Below are 20,215 nucleotides of genomic sequence, written 5' to 3'. Positions count from 1 at the left end.
ACCAACAGGGTTTTAGAGCATGGCCAAGCGCGACTATTACGAGATTCTCGGGGTGTCCCGGGAAGCGGATGAAAAAGAGATCAAGCGAGCCTACCGCAAGCTTGCGATGAAGTATCATCCTGACCGGAATCCGGATGATGAGGACGCCGATCATAAGTTCAAGGAAGCCAGTGAAGCTTATGAAATACTCTCCGATTCCTCCAAGCGCGCAGCCTACGACCAGTTTGGCCACGCCGGTGTTGATGGCTCTGCCGGCGGCGGATTCGGAGGAGGCGGCGGTGGTGCCAGCTTCTCCGACATTTTTGGCGATGTGTTTGGTGATATCTTTGGTGGCGGCCGCGGTGGCCGCAATACGCGCGGGGCTGACCTGCGTTACACCCTGGAGCTGGACCTGGAAGAGGCGGTAAAAGGCAAAACCGTCCAGATCCGGATTCCTGGCCACACCGAGTGCAACACCTGTGACGGTTCCGGGGCCGAGAAGGGCTCACGGCCGGAGGCTTGTGGTACTTGTAATGGCATGGGCCAGGTGCGGATGCAGCAGGGCTTCTTCACTGTGCAGCAGGCGTGTCCTACCTGTCGTGGTTCCGGCAAGATCATCAAGAACCCGTGTAAGAAGTGTCACGGTGCCGGTCGCATCCAGGAAGAGAAAACGCTGTCCGTCAAGGTGCCGCCGGGCGTGGATACCGGTGATCGTATTCGTCTCTCCGGTGAAGGCGAGATGGGTGTTGAAGGTGGGCCTTCCGGTGACCTCTATGTGCAGGTCGCGGTTCGAGAGCATTCCATCTTTACCCGTGATGGTCGCAACCTCTATTGCGAAGTGCCTATCAGCATCGTGGATGCCAGTCTCGGTGGCGAACTTGAAGTGCCGACGCTCGATGGTCGCGTTAAGCTGAAGATTCCACCGGAGACTCAGACCGGCAAGCTGTTCCGTTTGCGGAACAAGGGCGTTAGCCCGGTTCGTGGTGGTCCGTCCGGTGATTTGCTGTGTCGCGTGGTTGTGGAAACTCCGGTTAACCTCACCAAGCGTCAGAAAGAGTTGCTGGAAGAATTCCAGAAGACCCTGGACGGTGGCGATGGCAACCAGCACGGTCCGCGAAAAACCTCCTGGTTTGAAGGTGTGAAAAGCTTCTTCGACGAAATGAAATTCTGAGGGCAGACGTGATGAGGGTAGCAGTCATCGGCGCCGCAGGGCGCATGGGCAAAGTGTTGATCGAAGCCGTTGACGGAACTGAAGGCCTGGAACTTGGCGCGGCAGTCGTCGAGCCTGGCAGCAGTCTTATCGGCGCCGACGCCGGTGAAATGACCAGCATTGGTAAGACTGGCGTCAAGATGGCTGGCAGCCTCGCCGAAGTGAAGGAGGATTTCGACGTACTCATCGACTTCACCTTCCCGGATCTGACCCTGGAAAATGCGGAATTCTGTAAAACCAACGGCAAAATGATTGTGATCGGTACCACCGGCCTGACCGACGCCGAGAAAGAACAGCTCGCCGTTGCCGCGGAAAAGGCCCCGGTAGTGTTTGCCCCCAACATGAGTGTGGGCGTCAACGTCACCCTCAACCTGCTGCGCACCGCCGCTGCAGCCCTGGGTGACGACTATGATGTGGAAATCATCGAAGCCCACCACCGCCACAAGAAAGACGCGCCGTCGGGCACGGCATTGCGAATGGGCGAAGTTGTCGCCGATGCCCTCGGTCGAGACCTTAAGGAATGTGCTGTCTACGGCCGTGAAGGCTTTACCGGGGAGCGTACCCGCAAGGAGATCGGCTTCGAAACCATTCGGGCCGGCGATGTGGTTGGTGATCATACCGTTCTGTTCGCCACTGAAGGCGAGCGCATCGAAATTACCCACAAAGCCAGCAGCCGGATGACGTTTGCCAAAGGTGCGATGCGTGCGGCATTGTGGTTGGAAGGTAAGCCGGCCGGGTTGTACGACATGCAGGATGTGTTGGGGCTGAAGTAGCGACGAGTAAGATTTCGCGTGGACACAAACTGCCATATTTCGTACAATAAGGCGGTTTAACTGCACCAAGCGTAGCTTTGACAACGCTCAACAGAAAAAGCGGGACGGAGTTCAACTCCCTCTCGCTTTTTTGCGACCTGAATTTGCGCTTGCGTTCCTGTTCGTGACGAACCTGTACGCCACTCGATGAGGATACAAGCCTTGAGTACACCTGCCATCCTTGCACTCGCAGACGGAAGCCTGTTTTACGGCACCGCCATTGGCGCTGAAGGGGAAACCAGCGGAGAGGTGGTGTTCAACACCGCCATGACCGGTTATCAGGAGATCCTGACCGACCCGTCCTACTCCCGCCAGATTGTCACCCTCACATACCCTCACATCGGCAGCACCGGTGTGAATGAAGAAGACATCGAATCTGATCGCGTCCAGGCCGCCGGCCTGATAATCCGTGATCTGCCCCTGCTGGTGAGCAACTGGCGCAGCACCGGCTCGCTACAGGACTACCTGCGCGACAACAATATCGTCGGCATTGCCGATATCGATACCCGTCGCCTGACCCGAATCCTGCGGGATAAAGGGTCCCAGAATGGCGCCGTGGTCGCCGGCGCAGACGCCACGGCCGAGCGTGCTCTGGAGCTGGCCAACGCTTTTCCGGGCCTGAAAGGCATGGATCTGGCGAAGGAAGTCACCTCGGAAAAAACCTGGACCTGGAGCCAGAGTGAGTGGGATATCGAAAGTGGCTATGGCGAGCGCACCGAATCAAAATTCAAGGTCGTCGCCTGGGACTACGGTGTGAAGCTCAACATCCTGCGCATGTTGGCCAGTCGCGGCTGTGATATCACTGTTGTGCCAGCCCAGACCCCCGCTGCCGATGTGCTGGCGATGAATCCCGATGGTATTTTCCTGTCCAACGGCCCCGGCGACCCCGAGCCATGTGACTACGCCATCAGCGCCATTCGCGATGTGTTGGAGACCGACATTCCGGTTTTCGGCATCTGTCTTGGCCACCAGTTGCTGGCCCTGGCCAGCGGGGCCAAGTCCATCAAGATGGGGCATGGCCACCATGGCGCCAACCATCCGGTACAGAACATCGCCGATGGTACCGTGATGATTACCAGTCAGAACCACGGATTTGCGGTGGACGAAACCAGCCTGCCGGACAATCTGGAGGCGACCCATAAATCCCTGTTCGACGGTTCTCTGCAGGGAATCCGCCGTACCGACAAGCCAGCCTACAGTTTTCAGGGTCACCCGGAGGCGAGCCCCGGCCCGCACGACGTAGCGCCGTTGTTTGATGAATTTATCCGCCTGATGGAGGCACGTTGATGCCAAAGCGTACCGACATTAAAAGCATTCTGATCCTGGGCGCGGGCCCCATCGTGATCGGGCAGGCGTGCGAGTTTGACTACTCTGGAGCCCAGGCCTGTAAAGCCCTGCGTGAAGAGGGGTACCGGGTTATCCTGGTGAACTCCAACCCGGCCACGATCATGACCGACCCGGTAATGGCCGATGCCACCTACATCGAGCCTATCACCTGGAAGACCGTTGCCAAGATCATCGAGAAAGAACAGCCGGATGCATTGCTGCCTACCATGGGTGGTCAGACAGCCCTGAACTGCGCTTTGGACCTCGAAAAGCACGGCGTTCTGGCTGAGCATGGTGTGGAAATGATCGGCGCCAACGCCGACACCATCGACAAAGCTGAAGACCGTGATCGTTTTGACAAGGCCATGAAGAAAATTGGCCTGGAGTGCCCTCGCGCCACGATCGCCCATTCCATGGCGGAAGCCTGGGAAGTGGCCAACGACATCGGATTTCCCTGCATCATCCGCCCGTCCTTCACCATGGGTGGTTCCGGCGGCGGTATTGCCTACAACCGCGACGAATTCGAGGAAATCTGCACCCGTGGTCTGGACCTGTCGCCGACCAACGAGTTGCTGATCGATGAGTCCCTGATCGGCTGGAAAGAGTACGAGATGGAAGTTGTCCGCGACAAAAACGACAACTGCATCATCGTCTGCGCCATTGAAAACTTTGACGCGATGGGCGTGCACACCGGTGACTCCATCACCGTCGCGCCGGCCCAGACGCTCACCGACAAGGAATACCAGATCATGCGGAACGCCTCTCTGGCGGTACTGCGTGAGATCGGTGTGGAAACTGGCGGTTCCAACGTGCAGTTCGGCGTAAACCCGGACAACGGCCGTGTCGTCGTCATCGAAATGAATCCCCGGGTGTCGCGTTCTTCGGCGCTGGCGTCCAAGGCAACGGGTTTTCCGATCGCCAAGGTGGCGGCCAAGCTGGCGGTGGGTTACACCCTTGATGAACTGCGCAATGAAATCACCGGTGGTGTTACTCCGGCCTCGTTCGAGCCCAGCATCGACTATGTGGTCACCAAGATTCCGCGCTTCACCTTCGAGAAGTTCCCCCAGGCTGATGCGCGCCTGACCACCCAGATGAAATCCGTGGGTGAGGTGATGGCCATCGGTCGTACCTTCCAGGAGTCGCTGCAGAAGGCCATGCGTGGTCTGGAAGTGGGCTCCGACGGTTTTGAAGAGAAGGTCGACCTGAGCACCACCGACGGCCAGGAAACCCTCACCCAGGAACTGAATGTGCCTGGAGCCGAGCGCCTTTGGTACATCGGCGATGCCTTCCGAGCCGGGATGACCGTGGAAGAAGTGTTCAACAACACGCATGTAGATCCATGGTATCTGGTACAGATCGAAGACCTGATCAAAGAAGAGACTGCCCTCAAATCCGCCGGCAAGGCGGATATTGATCGCGATACGCTGTTCCGCCTCAAGCGCAAAGGGTTCTCCGATGCGCGCTTGGCCAAGCTGCTCAGCATTTCTGAAGTCAGCTTGCGCAAGCTGCGCCATGACCTGGACATTCGCCCGGTCTACAAGCGGGTGGATACCTGCGCGGCTGAATTTGCCTCATCAACCGCCTACATGTATTCGTCCTATGAGGAAGAGTGTGAGGCGGGTGCCTCTGATCGCGAGAAAATCGTGGTCATTGGCGGTGGTCCCAACCGCATCGGTCAGGGTATTGAGTTTGATTATTGCTGCGTTCACGCCGCCCTCGCTATGCGCGACGATGGTTATGAAACCATCATGATCAACTGCAACCCGGAAACCGTTTCCACCGACTACGACACCTCGGATCGGCTCTACTTCGAGCCCATCACCCTGGAAGATGTGCTGGAAATCATCCACGTCGAAAAACCCAAGGGTGTGATTGTCCAGTACGGCGGCCAAACCCCGCTGAAGCTGGCCCGTGGCCTGGAAGCGGCGGGTGTGCCGATTATCGGTACCAGCCCGGATGCCATCGACCGCGCCGAAGACCGGGAGCGTTTCCAGCAGATGATCGGCCGCCTCGGCCTGATTCAGCCGGAAAATGCCACCGTGCGCAGCCACGAAGAAGGCATCCTGGCGGCTCGCGAGATTGGTTATCCGCTGGTGGTACGCCCCTCCTACGTGCTGGGTGGTCGGGCCATGGAAATCGTCTATGACGAGGATGAGCTGGTTCGCTACATGCGCAATGCCGTGCTGGTCTCCAACGACAGCCCGGTGCTGCTGGATCACTTCCTCAACGCCGCCATCGAGGTGGACATTGACGCCATCAGCGACGGCAAGGACGTGGTCATCGGTGGCATCATGCAGCACATTGAGCAAGCGGGCGTGCACTCTGGTGATTCCGCCTGTTCCCTGCCGCCCTACACCCTGCCGAAAGACGTGCAGGATGAAATGCGCGAAGCGGTGCGGAAGATGGCCATTGAACTGGATGTTATCGGCCTGATGAACGTGCAGCTGGCCTGGCAGGGTGGCGAGATCTACGTGATCGAGGTGAACCCGCGAGCGTCCCGTACCGTGCCGTTTGTGTCCAAGGCCATCGGGGTGTCCCTGGCCAAGGTGGCGGCCCGTTGCATGGCTGGAAAGTCGCTGGCAGAGCAGGGCTTCACCCAGGAAATCGTGCCGACTTACTATTCCGTCAAGGAATCGGTGTTCCCGTTCAACAAGTTCCCGGCGGTGGATCCCATCCTGGGGCCGGAAATGAAGTCCACCGGTGAGGTGATGGGGATTGGTGACAGCTTCGACGAAGCCTTCGCCAAGGCGGCCCTGGCCTCCGGTGAGCGTCTGCCGGCCAAGGGTACGGCCTTCATGTCCGTGCGGGACGTCGACAAGCCCGGGGCCGCGAAAGTGGCGCAGGACCTGATTGACGCTGGCTTCAAGGTGATTGCTACCACCGGTACCGCCAAGGCGTTGAAACAGGCCGGGCTCACTGTTGATCGGGTGAACAAGGTTCGTGAAGGGCGTCCGCATATCGTGGATGCCATTAAGAATGGTCAGGTGCAGCTGATTATTAATACCACCGAAGGTCGCAAGGCGATTTCCGACTCGGCACAGATTCGCCAGTCGGCCCTGCAGACCAAGGTGACCTATACAACGACACTGGCGGGCGGCGAAGCCTTCTGCAGGGCCATTAAATTCGGCCCCGAGCGCACTGTGCGCCGCCTCCAGGATCTACACGCAGGAAAGTAAGACTATGGCTGACAGAGTACCCATGACAAAGGCGGGTGAAATCCGCCTACGTGAGGAGCTTCAGAAACTGAAGTCCGAAGATCGTCCCCGGGTGATCGCGGCTATTTCCGATGCCCGCGAACACGGCGACCTGAAAGAGAACGCGGAATACCACGCCGCTCGGGAGCAGCAGAGCTTTATCGAAGGGCGTATCCAGGAGATCGAGGGCAAGCTGTCCGCAGCCCAGGTGATCGACGTTAACACCATCGAAAACACCGGCAAGGTGATCTTCGGCACCACGGTGCGACTGCTCAATGTCGATACCGATGAGCAGGTCAGCTACCAGATCGTTGGTGAGGATGAGGCAGATATCAAGGCCGGAAAGCTGTCCATTTCCTCGCCGATCGCGCGGGCGCTGGTGGGTAAAAGCGAGGGCGACGTGGTTGCCGTGCGAGTGCCTTCGGGGACCGTTGAGTATGAAATCGAGCAGGTAGAGCACATCTGACATTCGTCGGATGCGGATTCTGCAAACAAAAAGCCGGCTGCGAATAGCAGCCGGCTTTTTACATTGTGCGGCTTTAGCGTGCTGACAGCGTCAGTGTTTCTGGCGCAGCAGGTTGGACAGCTTGGGGTTGGGCTTTTTCGCCCGGCGCAGGATCACGGCGATCTTGCCGATGGTCTGCACCAGCTCGGCACCGGAGGCTTCGCACAGGGCGGCAACGGCTTCCTGGCGGGTTTCGCGGTCCTGGCTGGCAACTTTGATCTTGATCAGCTCGTGGTCGTTCAGGGCCCGCTCGAGTTCCTCCTGAAGCCCTTCGGTCAGGCCCTTGTCGCCGACTATGATAACGGGCTTCAGGTTGTGGGCGATGCCCCGGTATTCCCGGCGCTGTTCCGGCGAAAGACTCATTATGTGATCTCTTTATGGGTGCGATTAATAAAACGTCAGCGGCGAAATGCTCGCCAATTCCGTATAATCGCGGGATTGTATCAGATCAATCGGCCGGTGAAATCGCCGTTACCACGTACCCAGATGATTGGAGGTCCAATTGGAGCGCTTTATGGAGGTAGGTCTTGGCTCGCTCGAAAACCAGTGACCGCTGGCTGAAGGAACATTTTGATGATGTCTGGGTCAAAAAGTCCCGGGAAGACGGCTATCGTTCGCGGGCCAGCTACAAGCTGATTGAGCTCGACAACAAAGACCGCCTGTTTCGGCCCGGGCAGACCGTTGTGGATTTGGGTGCCGCGCCTGGTGGCTGGTCCCAGGTGGCGGTAGAGCGGGTTGGTGACAATGGCACGGTGGTCGCCAGCGATATTCTCGAGATGAGCCCGATTGCGGGTGTGGCGTTCGTTCAGGGCGATTTCACCGAGCAGTCAGTGCTGGACGAATTGCTGGATTTACTGGGTGATCGCCGCGCTGACGTTGTAATTTCGGATATGGCACCCAATATGAGTGGTATGGCGGCAGTGGATATTCCCAACGCCATGGGCTTGGTGGAGCTGGCGCTGGATATGGCGCAGCAAGTCCTGAAGCCCGGTGGCGTGTTTGTCGCCAAGGTATTTCAGGGAGAGGGATTTGATGCCCTGCTCGCTGAAATGCGTAAAAGTTTTGGCACCGTTGTCAGCAGGAAGCCTGACTCCTCCCGTGCAAGATCGAGGGAGATTTATCAGGTGTGCAAGGGATTTAAGGGCTGACCCCGCCCCGGAACGGAATGACCGTGGGATTGACACCCCGCAGTGGTCGATACGGATAGGCCGATTCTGGTGGACGGGCGTACAATTGGTGTAAGGTGTCAGAAAAGGCTTTCTCCTGACGGGGCGATCCTTCAATTCACAGGTGACGATCCTTGAACGATATGGCAAAAAATCTGGTTCTCTGGCTGATTATAGCCGCCGTACTGCTGATGGTGTTTCAGAATTTCACGCCCACCACCAGCGGACAACAGGTCAATTATTCGCAGTTTGTGGAAATGGTGCAGGACGGACAGGTCCGTCAGGTCACCATTGACGGTCTGCAGGTTCAGGGTACCCGTGGTGACGGCTCCCAGTTCCAGACCATCCGCCCCCAGGTGTCCGACAACAAGCTGATGGATGATCTGCTGGCCAACAACGTGGAAGTCATCGGTAAGGAGCCGGAGCGTCAAAGTCTCTGGACCCAACTGTTGGTGGCTGCCTTCCCCATCCTTATCATTATCGCGCTGTTCGTATTTTTCATGCGACAGATGCAGGGCGGTGGCGGTGGCAAAGGGCCTATGTCCTTTGGCAAGAGTAAAGCCCGCCTGATGAGCGAGGATCAGATCAAAACCACCTTTGGTGACGTTGCCGGTGTCGACGAGGCCAAGGAAGACGTCAAGGAGTTGGTGGATTTCCTGCGGGATCCCAGCAAGTTCCAGCGTCTTGGTGGCAGTATCCCCAAGGGCGTACTGATGGTGGGTCAGCCGGGTACTGGTAAGACCCTGCTCGCCAAGGCGATTGCCGGCGAGGCCAAGGTGCCATTCTTCTCAATCTCCGGTTCGGACTTCGTGGAAATGTTCGTGGGCGTGGGTGCCTCTCGTGTCCGTGACATGTTCGAGCAGGCCAAGAAGCAGAGCCCCTGTATCATCTTCATCGACGAGATCGATGCCGTTGGCCGCCATCGTGGCGCTGGCATGGGTGGCGGTCACGACGAGCGTGAGCAGACACTGAACCAGTTGCTGGTAGAGATGGACGGCTTCGAGGGCAACGAAGGCGTTATCGTGATTGCCGCCACCAACCGTCCGGACGTACTGGACCCGGCGTTGCTCCGCCCGGGTCGCTTTGACCGCCAGGTCGTTGTCGGGCTGCCGGACATCATCGGTCGTGAGCAGATTCTCAAGGTTCACATGAAGAAAGTGCCTCTGGCCGATGGGGTGGAGCCTGTGTTGATTGCCCGTGGCACGCCCGGTTTCTCGGGTGCTGACCTGGCGAACCTGGTGAACGAAGCTGCGTTGTTTGCGGCCCGTCGTAACCAGCGTCTGGTTTCCATGGAAGAGTTTGAGCTCGCGAAAGACAAGATCATGATGGGCGCCGAGCGCAAATCCATGGTCATGAGCGAGAAAGAGAAGCGTAATACGGCATACCACGAGTCCGGTCACGCCATTGTCGGGCGTCTGATGCCTGAGCATGATCCGGTCTACAAGGTCAGTATTATTCCTCGCGGCCGCGCATTGGGTGTCACAATGTTCCTGCCAGAGGAAGACAAGTACAGCCACAGCAAGCGCTTCCTGATCAGTTCCATCTGCAGTCTGTTTGGTGGCCGTATTGCCGAAGAACTGACCCTTGGTTTCGATGGTGTCACTACCGGTGCTTCCAACGATATCGAGCGGGCAACCAGTCTGGCGCGTAATATGGTCACGCGTTGGGGGCTGTCGGAGAAGCTCGGCCCGCTGCAGTACGATACAGATAGCGAAGAGCCTTTCCTCGGTCGCTCTGCCGGTCAGGCGCAAACGGTCTATTCTCCGGAAACGGCGCAGCGTATCGATGAGGAAGTTCGCAATATCATCGACAGCTGTTATGAAAAGGCGAAGCAGTTGCTCGTCGATAACCGTGACAAGCTCGATCTGATGGCCGATGCCCTGATGAAATACGAGACCATCGACCGTTACCAGATTGATGACATCATGGAAGGTCGTGAGCCCCGTCCGCCGAAAGGTTGGGGTGATAGCGGTCCGTCCGGTGGTGTTCCGGCTGATGAGCCTGAGCAGGCGCCTGCTCCGAAGGGTTCCGACGACGGTCACCAACCGGGTGTTGGTCGACCGGCCGGTGAGCACTGAGCCAGGCTGGATACTGGTCCGATGTAGTTGAAGACTGAACGCCGCCCCTGACGGGGCGGCGTTTGTTTTTGCGGGTTGCAGAAAAGGTTATTTATGCAGATAAATTTCGCGGGCAGGGTTCTGGATATGTCTGGCTGCCACGTCATGGGGATTCTGAACGTGACGCCGGACTCCTTTTCGGATGGAGGTCGGTACAATACCGTTGAGGTTGCCCTGGCAAGGGCCCGCGAGATGGTGGCGGACGGTGCGGCTTTTATTGATGTGGGTGGTGAGTCCACGCGGCCAGGTGCCACGCCGGTGTCTGTCGAGGAAGAACTTGAACGAGTGTGTCCGGTGGTGGAGGCGATTGCCCGTGATTTGGGCGTTGTCGTTTCGGTTGATACCAGTTCTCCGCAGGTTATGGCGGAGGTGGTGAAGCTCGGTGCCGGGATGATCAACGACGTCAGGGCGTTGCAGCGGGATGGTGCGCCCGAAGTGGTGGCAAACGCTGGAGTGCCGGTGTGTGTCATGCACATTCAGGGTGAGCCGGATACCATGCAGGATGATCCTCGCTACCGGAATGTGCGGCGGGAGGTGAGTTCGTTTCTTACCGAGCGAATGCGGGTGATAGAGAAAGCCGGTGTGCGGCCAGACAACATCATCCTTGATCCCGGCTTTGGTTTTGGCAAGTCTCCTCAGCACAACCTGCAGCTCTTGGCCTCGCTGGAACAGCTGCAGTTGCTAGGGCACCCGATTCTGGTGGGCATGTCCCGCAAGAGCATGCTGGGCCATATCACCGGTCGTGATGTCAGTGAACGCTTGCCCGCAAGCCTCGCTGCCGCGACAATATCCGCCATGAAGGGCGCATCCATCATTCGCGTCCACGATGTCAGGGAAACAGTCGATGCCGTTAAAGTGGTGACGGCAATGGAGGAAGCTGGACGATGAGCGACAGAAAATATTTCGGCACGGACGGTATCCGGGGCCGGGTGGGCGAATTTCCAATAACCCCCGAATTTATGCTGCGCCTGGGTTGGGCTGCGGGGCAGGCCTTCAAGCGGGATGGGCAGCGTAACAGTGTGCTGATTGGTAAAGACACCCGTCTTTCGGGCTATATGTTCGAATCCGCCCTTGAGGCAGGTTTGTCCGCGGCCGGAGTGGACGTGAAGTTGCTCGGGCCCATGCCCACCCCTGCGATCGCCTACTTGACCCGAACCTTTCGCGCCTCCGCGGGTATTGTCATCAGTGCGTCCCATAATCCGCACCACGACAACGGTATCAAGTTTTTCTCCCCCGCTGGGACCAAGCTGGATGATGCTCTGGAAACAGAGATCGAGAAGTGGCTGGATAAGCCCATTGAGGTCTGCGGCTCGAAAGAGTTAGGCAAGGCGTTCCGGGTTGATGACGCACCAGGCCGATACGTTGAGTTCTGTAAGAGTACGGTACCCAACGAGTTTTCACTCGAAGGACTTCATATTGTCCTGGATTGCGCGCACGGTGCTACCTACCACGTTGCCCCGAAAGTGTTCCGTGAGTTGGGAGCGAAGATTTCTGTGGTAGGGGGCGAGCCTGATGGTCTGAATATCAATCTTAATGTCGGTTCCACTCACATGGGATCATTGAGCAAGGCCGTTCTGGAGAAGCAGGCCGATCTCGGGATCGCCTTTGATGGCGACGGTGACCGGGTACTCATGGTGGATCGTGACGGCTCGGAAGTCGATGGCGACGAGTTGCTCTACGTGATCGCCGCGCAACGTCATGCCGCCGGAACCTTGAAAGGGGGCGTTGTGGGCACCCTGATGACCAATCTGGGCGTTGAGTTGGCGCTCAGGGAGCAGGGTATTGATTTCGAGCGTGCCAAAGTCGGCGACCGTTACGTCATGGAGCGGCTTATCGACCGGGGCTGGCTGCTCGGCGGTGAAGGTTCCGGCCATATGGTCATCCGGGATTGCACCAGCACTGGTGACGGTATTGTGTCTGCGCTCCAGGTATTGTTGGCCATTCGTCGCGCAGGTAGCTCCCTGGCAGACCTTCGCCAGGGTATGAGCAAGTTGCCTCAGAAGATGATCAATGTGCGGGTCGACCAGCGTTTTGATCCTCTCGGGCGTGACGATATTGTCAGGGCCGTGGAGTCGGCGGAGGCCAGGCTGGGTGGCGGTGGTCGCGTGCTGCTGAGGGCGTCGGGCACCGAGCCTCTGATCCGGGTAATGACGGAAGGGCAGGATGAGGCACAAATCGTGAAAATTGCCGAGGAACTGGCTGTTGTGGTTGAGAATTCCCGGGCATGATTTTGTGCTTAGGGGCAGTTGTCTGCTGTAAAAGACTGCTGTATAGTTCGCCCTCCCTTGAATCAGGGATTTTTTATGCGCCGTAAGATTGTCGCCGGCAACTGGAAAATGAACGGGTCGAAAGACTTGGTAAGCAATCTGGTTGGTCAAGTCCGGTCCGAATTAGCAGCGTTTGATAATGGTGTGGAGGCTGTTATTATTCCTCCCGCCCTGTATGTTGGCGATGTTGCTGAGCAGGCTGGCGATAAGCTGGCTGTTGGTGTTCAGAATGTAGCGTGCTGGGATTCAGGCGCCTACACCGGGGAAATCTCCGCGGCGATGGCAAAAGATTGCGGCTGTGGTTTTACCTTGGTCGGGCATTCGGAGCGCAGGCAGCTCTTCGGCGAAACCGATGAGCAGGTTGCCACCAAGGTCGGGCAGGCCCTGACGTCAGGGTTGGTCGCTGTTGTTTGCGTTGGCGAGACCCTCGAAGAACGTGATGCGGGCAAGGCTGAAAGTGTCGTGTCGCGACAGGTTCGCAAAGCCCTCGTCGACGTTGGCAGTGAGTCATGGCAGCAGGTTGTGATTGCCTATGAGCCAGTTTGGGCCATAGGAACGGGTAAAACCGCAACCGCTGATGATGCTCAGACCATGCATGCCGCTATCCGCGATGTGTTGAAGTCCCTTGGGGCTCCGGCGGATGAGATATCGCTGCTTTACGGCGGCAGTGTAAAAGCGGATAATGCCGCGGCGCTTTTTGCTCAGCCGGACATCGATGGCGGGTTGATTGGTGGCGCGTCATTGGATGCAAACGATTTTGTAAGTATTTGCCGGGCGGTGCCAGGCAAGTCTTGAGCGTTAAAGGTTCGCGAAAGCCATTAGCAAGAGTCATTAGAGAGTCATTATGGATTGGGTCGAAACACTGGTTGTCGTTCTGCACGTGCTCATTGCGGTGGCGCTGGTGACGCTGGTCCTGCTCCAGCAGGGTAAGGGTGCCAATGCCGGTGCTGCATTTGGTGGTGGCGCCTCCCAGACCGTGTTTGGCAGCGAGGGCAGCAGTAGCTTTCTGACCCGTGCCACAACTTTGCTGGCTATCGTATTTTTTGTAACGAGTTTTTCGCTGGCTGTATTTGCCAAGCAGCGTGCCGAAGTGGCAGGTGAGGCGGGTATTCCTGTAGTCCAGGAGTCACCGGCCGAATCGGATGCCGGGCAGGCTGAGGGTGAATCAGCGACAGAAGGCGAAGACGGGCGCGGGGATGAAAATAAACTCCCCGAGCTCGAGTAAAGGTGCTGCCCAGGTGGTGGAACTGGTAGACACGCTATCTTGAGGGGGTAGTGGCGAAAGCCGTGCCGGTTCGAGTCCGGCCCTGGGCACCATATAAGAAGAAAAACGGCTTGGATTTACCAGGCCGTTTTTTTTGGTCAGTCCTTGACCAGTAAGGCCGGCGTCTCTATACTCCGGCGGATATTGGAGCGGGCTCCGGGCACAGTTTGCCCTGCCGGTTCCAGGCAGGCCAGGTGTCTGTCAGCAGGGGGTGTTTAGATTGCTTTTCCCCTGTGAGTTCTTGCAACAAAGGGCCCCACTTTTTAGGGGCTTTTTGATTAAGGGGCCTGGCGCATCAGGCCCTGGTGCATAAAAAGGGCTGATCAACAGCCCTTTTTTTGTTTTTGGGGTCGGAAAAATCGAGTAACGGAGACGGGATAACCTTGTCAGCCAAGTTGAAGCAGCTGGAAGAATTGCTCAGGCCCATTGTGGAAGGCCTGGGTTACGAGTTTTGGGGCATTGAATTTCGCTCCCAGGGACACCATTCCCTGTTGAGAATTTTTATTGACGATGCTGAAAACGGCATCGGCATTGAAGACTGTGAGAAAGTCAGTCGCCAGGCCAGCGGCGTAATGGATGTGGAAGACCCCATTCAGACGGAGTATACCCTGGAGGTATCTTCTCCGGGCATGGACCGGCCGTTGTTCCGTCTGGAGCAATATGAGGCATTCGCAGGCCACCAGGTCCAGATCAAATTACGAATGGCATTTGAGGGGCGTCGCAAGTTTCAGGGCCTGATTAAAGGCATTGAAGGTGAAGACGTTGTCGTGGTTGTTGATGATCACGAATACCTGTTGCCATTCGATAGCATCGAGAAAGCCAACATCGTTCCGGTATTTGAGTAAGTCAGTGGACGCAAAGTTTATTTTTAAGGGCAGGGCAATCCAATGAGTAAAGAGATCTTGCTGGTGGTTGAATCCGTCTCGAACGAGAAAGGTGTCGAGAAGGACGTGATCTTCGAAGCAATCGAGCTGGCACTCGCCACCGCTGCCAAAAAACGCTACGACGACGAGGAAGCGGACATCCGCGTTTCCATCGATCGCCGCACCGGCGAATATGAAACGTTTCGTCGCTGGCTGGTGGTTGATAACGATGCGGTTCCTGCTTTGGGCACCGAGCTGACCATGCAGGAAGCGGAAGAAATCGACAAGAGTCTGCAGCCCGGCGATATCCACGAAGAGAAAGTGGAATCCGTTGCCTTCGGCCGTATTGGTGCCCAGGCAGCGAAACAGATCATATTCCAGAAAGTGCGGGAAGCCGAGCGCACCAAGATTGTCGACAGCTACCGGGATCGCGTGGGTGAGCTCGTCTCTGGCACCGTAAAGAAAGTGACACGTGACAACGTCATCGTGGATCTGGGTGCCAACGCCGAAGCCTTGCTGCCCCGTGAACACCTGATTCCCCGTGAAACGTTCCGTATGGGCGATCGTGTGCGCTCTCTGCTGCAGGAAATCCGTACCGATCATCGCGGCCCGCAGCTGATTCTGAGCCGTACCGATCCGCAGATGCTGATCGAACTGTTCCGCATTGAGGTGCCGGAAATCGCGGAGGAGCTGATTGAGATTCGTGGCGCAGCCCGGGATCCAGGCTCCCGCGCCAAGATTGCGGTCAAGACCAACGACCGCCGGATTGATCCGGTGGGTGCCTGCGTGGGCATGCGTGGTTCACGAGTACAGGCAGTTTCCAACGAGTTGGGTGGCGAGCGTGTGGATATCGTGCTGTGGGACGACAATCCCGCGCAACTGGTCATCAATGCCATGGCACCGGCGGAAGTGGCGTCCATCGTCATGGACGAGGACCGCCATACCATGGAAGTGGCAGTAGCTGAGGACAATCTGGCCCAGGCGATTGGCCGGAATGGTCAGAATGTTCGGTTGGCGACGGACCTTACCAGCTGGACGCTGAACGTCATGACAGAAGAGGAAGCAGGTGAGCGTCAGGAGCAGGAGTATAATTCTCTGCTCGAGCACTTCACCGGCAATCTGGATGTGGACGAAGAATTTGCAGGTGTCCTCATTGAGGAAGGGTTTACCTCCATTGAGGAGGTAGCGTACATCCCCATGGAAGAGATGCTTGCCATTGACGGTTTTGATGAAGAAACCGTGACCGAATTGCGTCGCCGTGCCAAGGATGCCCTGTTGAATCAGGCCCTGGCCAGTGAAGAGGCGCTAGAGGGCGCTGAGCCCGCAGAAGATCTTCTCGCAATGGACGGTATGGATCGTGGCCTGGCTTTCAAGCTGGCCGGTATGGGGATTCGTACCATGGAAGATCTTGCAGAGCAGTCGGTTGACGACTTGCTCGACATTGAAGGAATGGAAGAAGAGCGTGCCGGCCAGTTGATTATGGCAGCACGCGCCCCCTGGTTTGAAGACCAGGCTTAATCGGGAGGAGGACCAGTATGGCTGATGTAACGGTAAAACAACTGGCCGCAGATGTAGGCGCTCCCGTGGATCGTTTGCTGCGACAGATCGTGGAGGCTGGCCTGAAAGCCCGCTCCGAAGGGGATTCTGTTACCAGTGATGAGAAGCAGCAGTTGCTGACCTATCTGAAAAAGAATCACGGTGAGAGTGAGGCTGAGCCCAAGAAAATCACTCTTAAGCGCAAGACAACAACCACGCTGAAAGCGGGCCGTACCAAAACGGTCAATGTTGAGGTTCGCAAGCGCCGTACGTATATCAAGCGCGCCGAGCTCGAGCCGGAAGCGGCGAAGCAGGAAGAAGCTGCCGAGCAGGCGGCTGCGTCCCCGGAAGAGGCCCCAGCGCCAGTCGCGGCTGAGCAGGCACAGCCTGCGGATGCGCCGAAGCCGGAAGCGCCGGTGTCAGATTCTCCGGCTGAAGAGCCGGCTGCTGACGAAAAACCGGCTGAAAAAGCTCAGCCGGAAGTGGCTGCTGAGCCGGAACCGTCACCGGTTCCCGCGCCGGAAGACATGCCGATTCCGCCGCCTGAAGAAGGCGAAGGCAAGGATCGAAAGCCGAAGAAGAAGAAGGAAAAGGCCCGCGAGCGCGGTGATGAGCCCGAAGAGGGCAAGCCCAAGAAGAAGTCCGCAGGGCATCGTGGGCCGCGCAGCCGTCCGGTGGAAGAGCCTCTGATTATCAATGAAGAGGAAGAAGACACCACGCTGCGCAAGCCGCTCCGTGCGAAAAAGAAACCCAAAGAAAAGCGTCATGCTTTCGAGAGGCCGACCAAGCCAATGGTACGAGAAGTCGATATTCCCGAGACGATCACAGTGGGTGATCTTGCCCAGCGGATGGCGGTCAAGTCAGCGGACGTCATCAAGAAACTGATGGGCATGGGGGTAATGGCGACGATCAACCAGGCTCTCGATCAGGAAACCGCTGTGCTGGTGACTGAGGAACTCGGTCACAAAGCCAACACAGTGAGTGAAGATGCGTTTGAGGAAGAGGTTCTGAGCGAATTCTCCTTTGAAGGCAAGGAAAAGACCAAGCGTGCGCCGGTTGTCAGTGTGATGGGTCACGTTGACCACGGTAAGACCTCACTGCTGGATTACATTCGCCGCACCAAGGTGGCGTCCGGCGAGTCTGGGGGTATCACCCAGCACATCGGTGCGTACCACGTTGAAACCGACCATGGCATGGTGTCCTTCCTGGATACTCCGGGCCACGCCGCCTTCACGGCGATGCGTGCGCGGGGTGCCCAGTGCACCGATATCGTTATCCTGGTGGTGGCCGCCGATGACGGCGTTATGCCGCAAACCAAGGAAGCCGTGGATCACGCACGTTCCGCCGGCGTTCCCATCGTCGTTGCCATCAACAAGATGGACAAGGAAGAGGCCGACCCGGATCGTATCAAGACCGAATTGGCGGGTATGGAAGTTATTCCGGAAGACTGGGGCGGTGACGTTCAGTTTATCCCTGTATCCGCCCATACCGGTGACGGCATTGAAGATCTGCTTGAGGCACTGCTGCTGCAGGCTGAAATCCTTGAGCTCGAGGCCTCTCCGGATGCGCCTGCGAAGGGTGTAGTGGTCGAATCCAGCCTTGAGCGTGGTCGCGGTTCCGTGGCTACCGTACTGGTGCAGAACGGCACGCTCCGTCAGGGCGAGATGGTGGTGGCTGGTTCCTTCTTCGGTAAGGTTCGCGCCATGACCGACGAGGCCGGCAAGCAGGTCAAAGAAGCCGGGCCTTCCATTCCGGTGGAAATCCTGGGCCTGAATGGCACGCCGAACGCTGGTGATGAGTTCTTTGCTGTGGCTGACGAGAAGAAGGCCAAGGAACTGGCGGAATTCCGTCAGTCCCGCGAGCGGGAGCAGCGTCTGCACAGGCAGCAGGCTGCGAAGCTCGAGAACCTGTTCGAGAATATGGGCAAGGACGAGGTCAAAACCCTCAACGTAGTGCTCAAGACCGACGTTCGTGGTTCCCTGGAAGCCATCACCAAGTCGCTGCAGGATCTTGGTAACGACGAAGTACAGGTCAAGATCGTGTCGTCGGGCGTTGGTGGTATCGCAGAGACGGACATCAGTCTGGCCATGGCGACCAACGCGGTTATCTTCGGCTTCAACGTGCGTGCGGACACCGCGTCCAAGCGTCTGGTGGAGCAGGAAGGTCTGGATCTGCGCTACTACAGCATCATCTACAACCTGATTGATGATGTGAAAGCAGCTCTGACCGGCATGCTGGCGCCGGAATTCCGCGAGGATATCGTGGGCATTGCCGATGTGCGTGACGTGTTCCGTTCGCCGAAGTTTGGCCAGGTGGCTGGCTGTATGGTCACCGAGGGTAACGTTTACCGCAACAAGCCGATCCGTGTCCTGCGTGACAACGTGGTTATCTTTGAAGGCGAGCTGGAATCGCTGCGCCGCTTCAAGGATGACGTACCCGAAGTCCGCAACGGTATGGAGTGTGGTATCGGCGTTAAGGGCTACGACGTGAAGGTCGGCGACCAGATCGAGGTATTCGATCGCGTTCGGGTTGAGCGTAAGCTTGAGTCCACCGGCGCGTGATGCGCCTGAGATTAAAGGAAACCTGATGCCAAGAGAGTTCAGCCGGATTGATCGCATCGGCGATCAGATGCAGCGGGAGCTGGCCCAGCTCATCCAGCGGGAGGTCAAAGACCCGCGGGTGGGCATGGTCACGGTGAATGCCGTCAAGGTGAGCCGTGACCTGGGTTATGCAGACGTTTACGTATCGCTGCTGACCACCGAAGAGCTGACCGAGGAGTCGCCGCAGGTGCGGGATTCCCTGACAGTGCTGAATAAAGCGGCTGGCTTCCTGAAAGGGCAGGTCGGCCGTGCCATGAAATTGCGGGTGACGCCCCAGTTGCGTTTTCATTTCGATACGTTGCTTGGGCACAGCCGTCACATGGACAACCTGATTCGGGAAGCGGTTGGCGACAAGCCAGTGGTTGACCGTGACGACGACGCCCGCAACGACGGGGCGTCTGATGATCCGGAGCAAAAGGCTTGAGTCGACGTCGTAAAGGTCGCGATGTAAACGGCATACTGGTGATCGACAAGCCGATGGACATTACGTCCAACGGCATCCTGCAGCAGGTAAAACGCCTGTTCGGGGCGGCCAAGGCCGGCCACACCGGTGCGTTGGACCCGCTGGCCACCGGCGTGTTGCCGTTGTGCTTTGGTGAAGCCACCAAGTTTTCTCAGATGATGCTGGACAGCGACAAAGCCTACATCGCCACCGCTTGCCTGGGTGTCCGCACCGAAACCGGGGACAGCGAAGGTGCCTTGGTTGCTGAGAAACCTGTGCCCCCTGGGCTCGATGCCGATGCACTGGAACCGGTGTTGGAGCGCTTTCGTGGCGATATCCAGCAGGTTCCCTCCATGTACTCCGCGCTAAAGCACAAGGGCAAACCGCTCTATGAATACGCGCGCGAAGGTATTGAGGTGGAGCGTCCGTCGCGCCCGGTGACCATATACGAGCTGACGCTGCTGGAGGTGCGCGAGACCGAGATTGATATCGCGGTAAGTTGCACGAAAGGCACCTATATTCGCTCGCTGGTGGAGGACATTGGCGAGGCATTGGGCTGCGGTGCCCATGTCACGGCACTGCGCCGCACCATGGCCTCCGGTTTCACGCTGGCGGATGCCCGTGAGGTTTCAATGCTGGAGTCCATGCGCGAAGAAGGTGAAAGTCTGGATGGCCTGCTGGTGGCCCCGGATGCTGCTCTGTCCATGTTCCCGGAGCGGGATCTGGAAGGCAGTTCGCTGGTGTCGATATTGAACGGACAACCAGTTAGAATATCGGGTCAGCCCGCGGAAGGGTTCGTTCGCCTTTATGGCAACGGGCGTTTTGTCGGGCTGGCGGAAGGATTCCCGGAGGGGGAGGTGACCAAACTGGTGCCTCGTCGTCTGGTGAAGAGTGGCTGATAGCCCTTTGAGGGTTATTGCCAGTTAGCCGGGCT

At 57.7% G+C, this 20,215-nt stretch carries 17 protein-coding genes and 1 tRNA gene; 17 read left to right on the top strand and 1 reads right to left on the bottom strand.

The annotated features are described in order from the left end of the window. The first annotated feature begins 19 nt into the window (after positions 1-19). From dnaJ to greA, 5 genes are all read left to right on the top strand, one after another. On the top strand, positions 20-1,150 hold the full coding sequence (gene dnaJ, locus AAGD24_RS16945; protein ID WP_041333797.1) for a molecular chaperone DnaJ: 1,131 nt from the start codon (positions 20-22) through the stop codon (positions 1,148-1,150). 11 nt (positions 1,151-1,161) lie between these two features. After that, positions 1,162-1,962 carry a 4-hydroxy-tetrahydrodipicolinate reductase gene (gene dapB, locus AAGD24_RS16940; protein WP_075194311.1) on the top strand — a complete coding sequence of 267 codons (801 nt, stop codon included), beginning with the start codon at positions 1,162-1,164 and terminating at the stop codon, positions 1,960-1,962. A 201-nt stretch (positions 1,963-2,163) separates the two neighbouring features. Beyond that, positions 2,164-3,288, top strand: a complete 1,125-nt coding sequence (gene carA / locus AAGD24_RS16935) for a glutamine-hydrolyzing carbamoyl-phosphate synthase small subunit (RefSeq protein ID WP_083637121.1) — start codon at positions 2,164-2,166, stop codon at positions 3,286-3,288. Then, positions 3,288-6,503, top strand: coding sequence for a carbamoyl-phosphate synthase large subunit (carB, locus tag AAGD24_RS16930; RefSeq protein WP_075194313.1), 3,216 nt, complete (start codon positions 3,288-3,290; stop codon positions 6,501-6,503). Before carA ends, carB begins: the two co-directional genes overlap by 1 nt. A gap of 22 nt (positions 6,504-6,525) precedes the next feature. Further along, on the top strand, positions 6,526-6,987 hold the full coding sequence (greA, locus tag AAGD24_RS16925) for a transcription elongation factor GreA (RefSeq protein ID WP_041336597.1): 462 nt from the start codon (positions 6,526-6,528) through the stop codon (positions 6,985-6,987). A gap of 90 nt (positions 6,988-7,077) precedes the next feature. On the opposite strand, the gene yhbY is transcribed toward greA, so the two are convergent. Then, positions 7,078-7,389: a ribosome assembly RNA-binding protein YhbY gene (gene yhbY / locus AAGD24_RS16920; RefSeq protein WP_007153111.1), complete on the bottom strand. Its 312-nt coding sequence runs from the start codon at positions 7,387-7,389 to the stop codon at positions 7,078-7,080. Between the two features lie 164 nt (positions 7,390-7,553). On the opposite strand from yhbY, the gene rlmE reads away from it, so the two are divergent. From rlmE to truB, 12 genes are all read left to right on the top strand, one after another. Then, positions 7,554-8,174: a 23S rRNA (uridine(2552)-2'-O)-methyltransferase RlmE gene (gene rlmE, locus AAGD24_RS16915; protein WP_041333801.1), complete on the top strand. Its 621-nt coding sequence runs from the start codon at positions 7,554-7,556 to the stop codon at positions 8,172-8,174. Between the two features lie 152 nt (positions 8,175-8,326). Beyond that, positions 8,327-10,270 (top strand): ATP-dependent zinc metalloprotease FtsH, encoded by a 1,944-nt coding sequence (gene ftsH / locus AAGD24_RS16910; protein ID WP_213479678.1) that lies wholly within the window; start codon positions 8,327-8,329, stop codon positions 10,268-10,270. Between the two features lie 93 nt (positions 10,271-10,363). Continuing rightward, entirely contained in the window at positions 10,364-11,197 is an 834-nt protein-coding gene (folP, locus tag AAGD24_RS16905) for a dihydropteroate synthase (protein WP_126811540.1), read from the top strand. After that, positions 11,194-12,537 (top strand): phosphoglucosamine mutase, encoded by a 1,344-nt coding sequence (gene glmM / locus AAGD24_RS16900; protein ID WP_126811542.1) that lies wholly within the window; start codon positions 11,194-11,196, stop codon positions 12,535-12,537. Before folP ends, glmM begins: the two co-directional genes overlap by 4 nt. Positions 12,538-12,612: 75 nt before the next feature. Next, positions 12,613-13,371, top strand: coding sequence for a triose-phosphate isomerase (gene tpiA / locus AAGD24_RS16895; protein WP_151983159.1), 759 nt, complete (start codon positions 12,613-12,615; stop codon positions 13,369-13,371). A gap of 49 nt (positions 13,372-13,420) precedes the next feature. Further along, entirely contained in the window at positions 13,421-13,801 is a 381-nt protein-coding gene (gene secG / locus AAGD24_RS16890; protein ID WP_036212204.1) for a preprotein translocase subunit SecG, read from the top strand. A 7-nt stretch (positions 13,802-13,808) separates the two neighbouring features. Continuing rightward, positions 13,809-13,893 (top strand) — tRNA-Leu (locus AAGD24_RS16885). A gap of 330 nt (positions 13,894-14,223) precedes the next feature. Further along, entirely contained in the window at positions 14,224-14,685 is a 462-nt protein-coding gene (gene rimP / locus AAGD24_RS16880) for a ribosome maturation factor RimP (RefSeq protein WP_036212208.1), read from the top strand. A gap of 42 nt (positions 14,686-14,727) precedes the next feature. After that, positions 14,728-16,221: a transcription termination factor NusA gene (nusA, locus tag AAGD24_RS16875; RefSeq protein WP_036212210.1), complete on the top strand. Its 1,494-nt coding sequence runs from the start codon at positions 14,728-14,730 to the stop codon at positions 16,219-16,221. Positions 16,222-16,238: 17 nt separating this feature from the next. Then, a complete protein-coding gene (infB, locus tag AAGD24_RS16870) occupies positions 16,239-18,800 on the top strand; it encodes a translation initiation factor IF-2 (protein WP_091642834.1) in 2,562 nt (853 codons plus the stop codon). A 25-nt stretch (positions 18,801-18,825) separates the two neighbouring features. Beyond that, entirely contained in the window at positions 18,826-19,263 is a 438-nt protein-coding gene (gene rbfA / locus AAGD24_RS16865; protein WP_036207858.1) for a 30S ribosome-binding factor RbfA, read from the top strand. After that, the gene (gene truB, locus AAGD24_RS16860; RefSeq protein WP_379865746.1) at positions 19,260-20,180 is read left to right on the top strand and encodes a tRNA pseudouridine(55) synthase TruB; all 921 of its coding nucleotides are present in this window, start codon (positions 19,260-19,262) and stop codon (positions 20,178-20,180) included. Before rbfA ends, truB begins: the two co-directional genes overlap by 4 nt. Positions 20,181-20,215: the final 35 nt, after the last annotated feature.

It is taken from the genome of Marinobacter sp. M5B, from assembly GCF_042604615.1.
Taxonomy (GTDB): Bacteria; Pseudomonadota; Gammaproteobacteria; order Pseudomonadales; family Oleiphilaceae; genus Marinobacter; species Marinobacter salarius.
The sequence above is the reverse complement of the archived record's forward strand: the minus strand, read 5'-3'. Positions and strand labels throughout refer to the sequence as shown.

Coding starts and splice junctions, on each gene's coding strand:
- dnaJ (WP_041333797.1), top strand. CDS start 20: ATGGCCAAGCGCGACTATTACGAGATTCTCGGGGTGTCCCGGGAAGCG.
- dapB (WP_075194311.1), top strand. CDS start 1,162: ATGAGGGTAGCAGTCATCGGCGCCGCAGGGCGCATGGGCAAAGTGTTG.
- carB (WP_075194313.1), top strand. CDS start 3,288: ATGCCAAAGCGTACCGACATTAAAAGCATTCTGATCCTGGGCGCGGGC.
- greA (WP_041336597.1), top strand. CDS start 6,526: ATGACAAAGGCGGGTGAAATCCGCCTACGTGAGGAGCTTCAGAAACTG.
- yhbY (WP_007153111.1), bottom strand. CDS start 7,389: ATGAGTCTTTCGCCGGAACAGCGCCGGGAATACCGGGGCATCGCCCAC.
- folP (WP_126811540.1), top strand. CDS start 10,364: ATGCAGATAAATTTCGCGGGCAGGGTTCTGGATATGTCTGGCTGCCAC.
- glmM (WP_126811542.1), top strand. CDS start 11,194: ATGAGCGACAGAAAATATTTCGGCACGGACGGTATCCGGGGCCGGGTG.
- tpiA (WP_151983159.1), top strand. CDS start 12,613: ATGCGCCGTAAGATTGTCGCCGGCAACTGGAAAATGAACGGGTCGAAA.
- secG (WP_036212204.1), top strand. CDS start 13,421: ATGGATTGGGTCGAAACACTGGTTGTCGTTCTGCACGTGCTCATTGCG.
- nusA (WP_036212210.1), top strand. CDS start 14,728: ATGAGTAAAGAGATCTTGCTGGTGGTTGAATCCGTCTCGAACGAGAAA.
- infB (WP_091642834.1), top strand. CDS start 16,239: ATGGCTGATGTAACGGTAAAACAACTGGCCGCAGATGTAGGCGCTCCC.
- rbfA (WP_036207858.1), top strand. CDS start 18,826: ATGCCAAGAGAGTTCAGCCGGATTGATCGCATCGGCGATCAGATGCAG.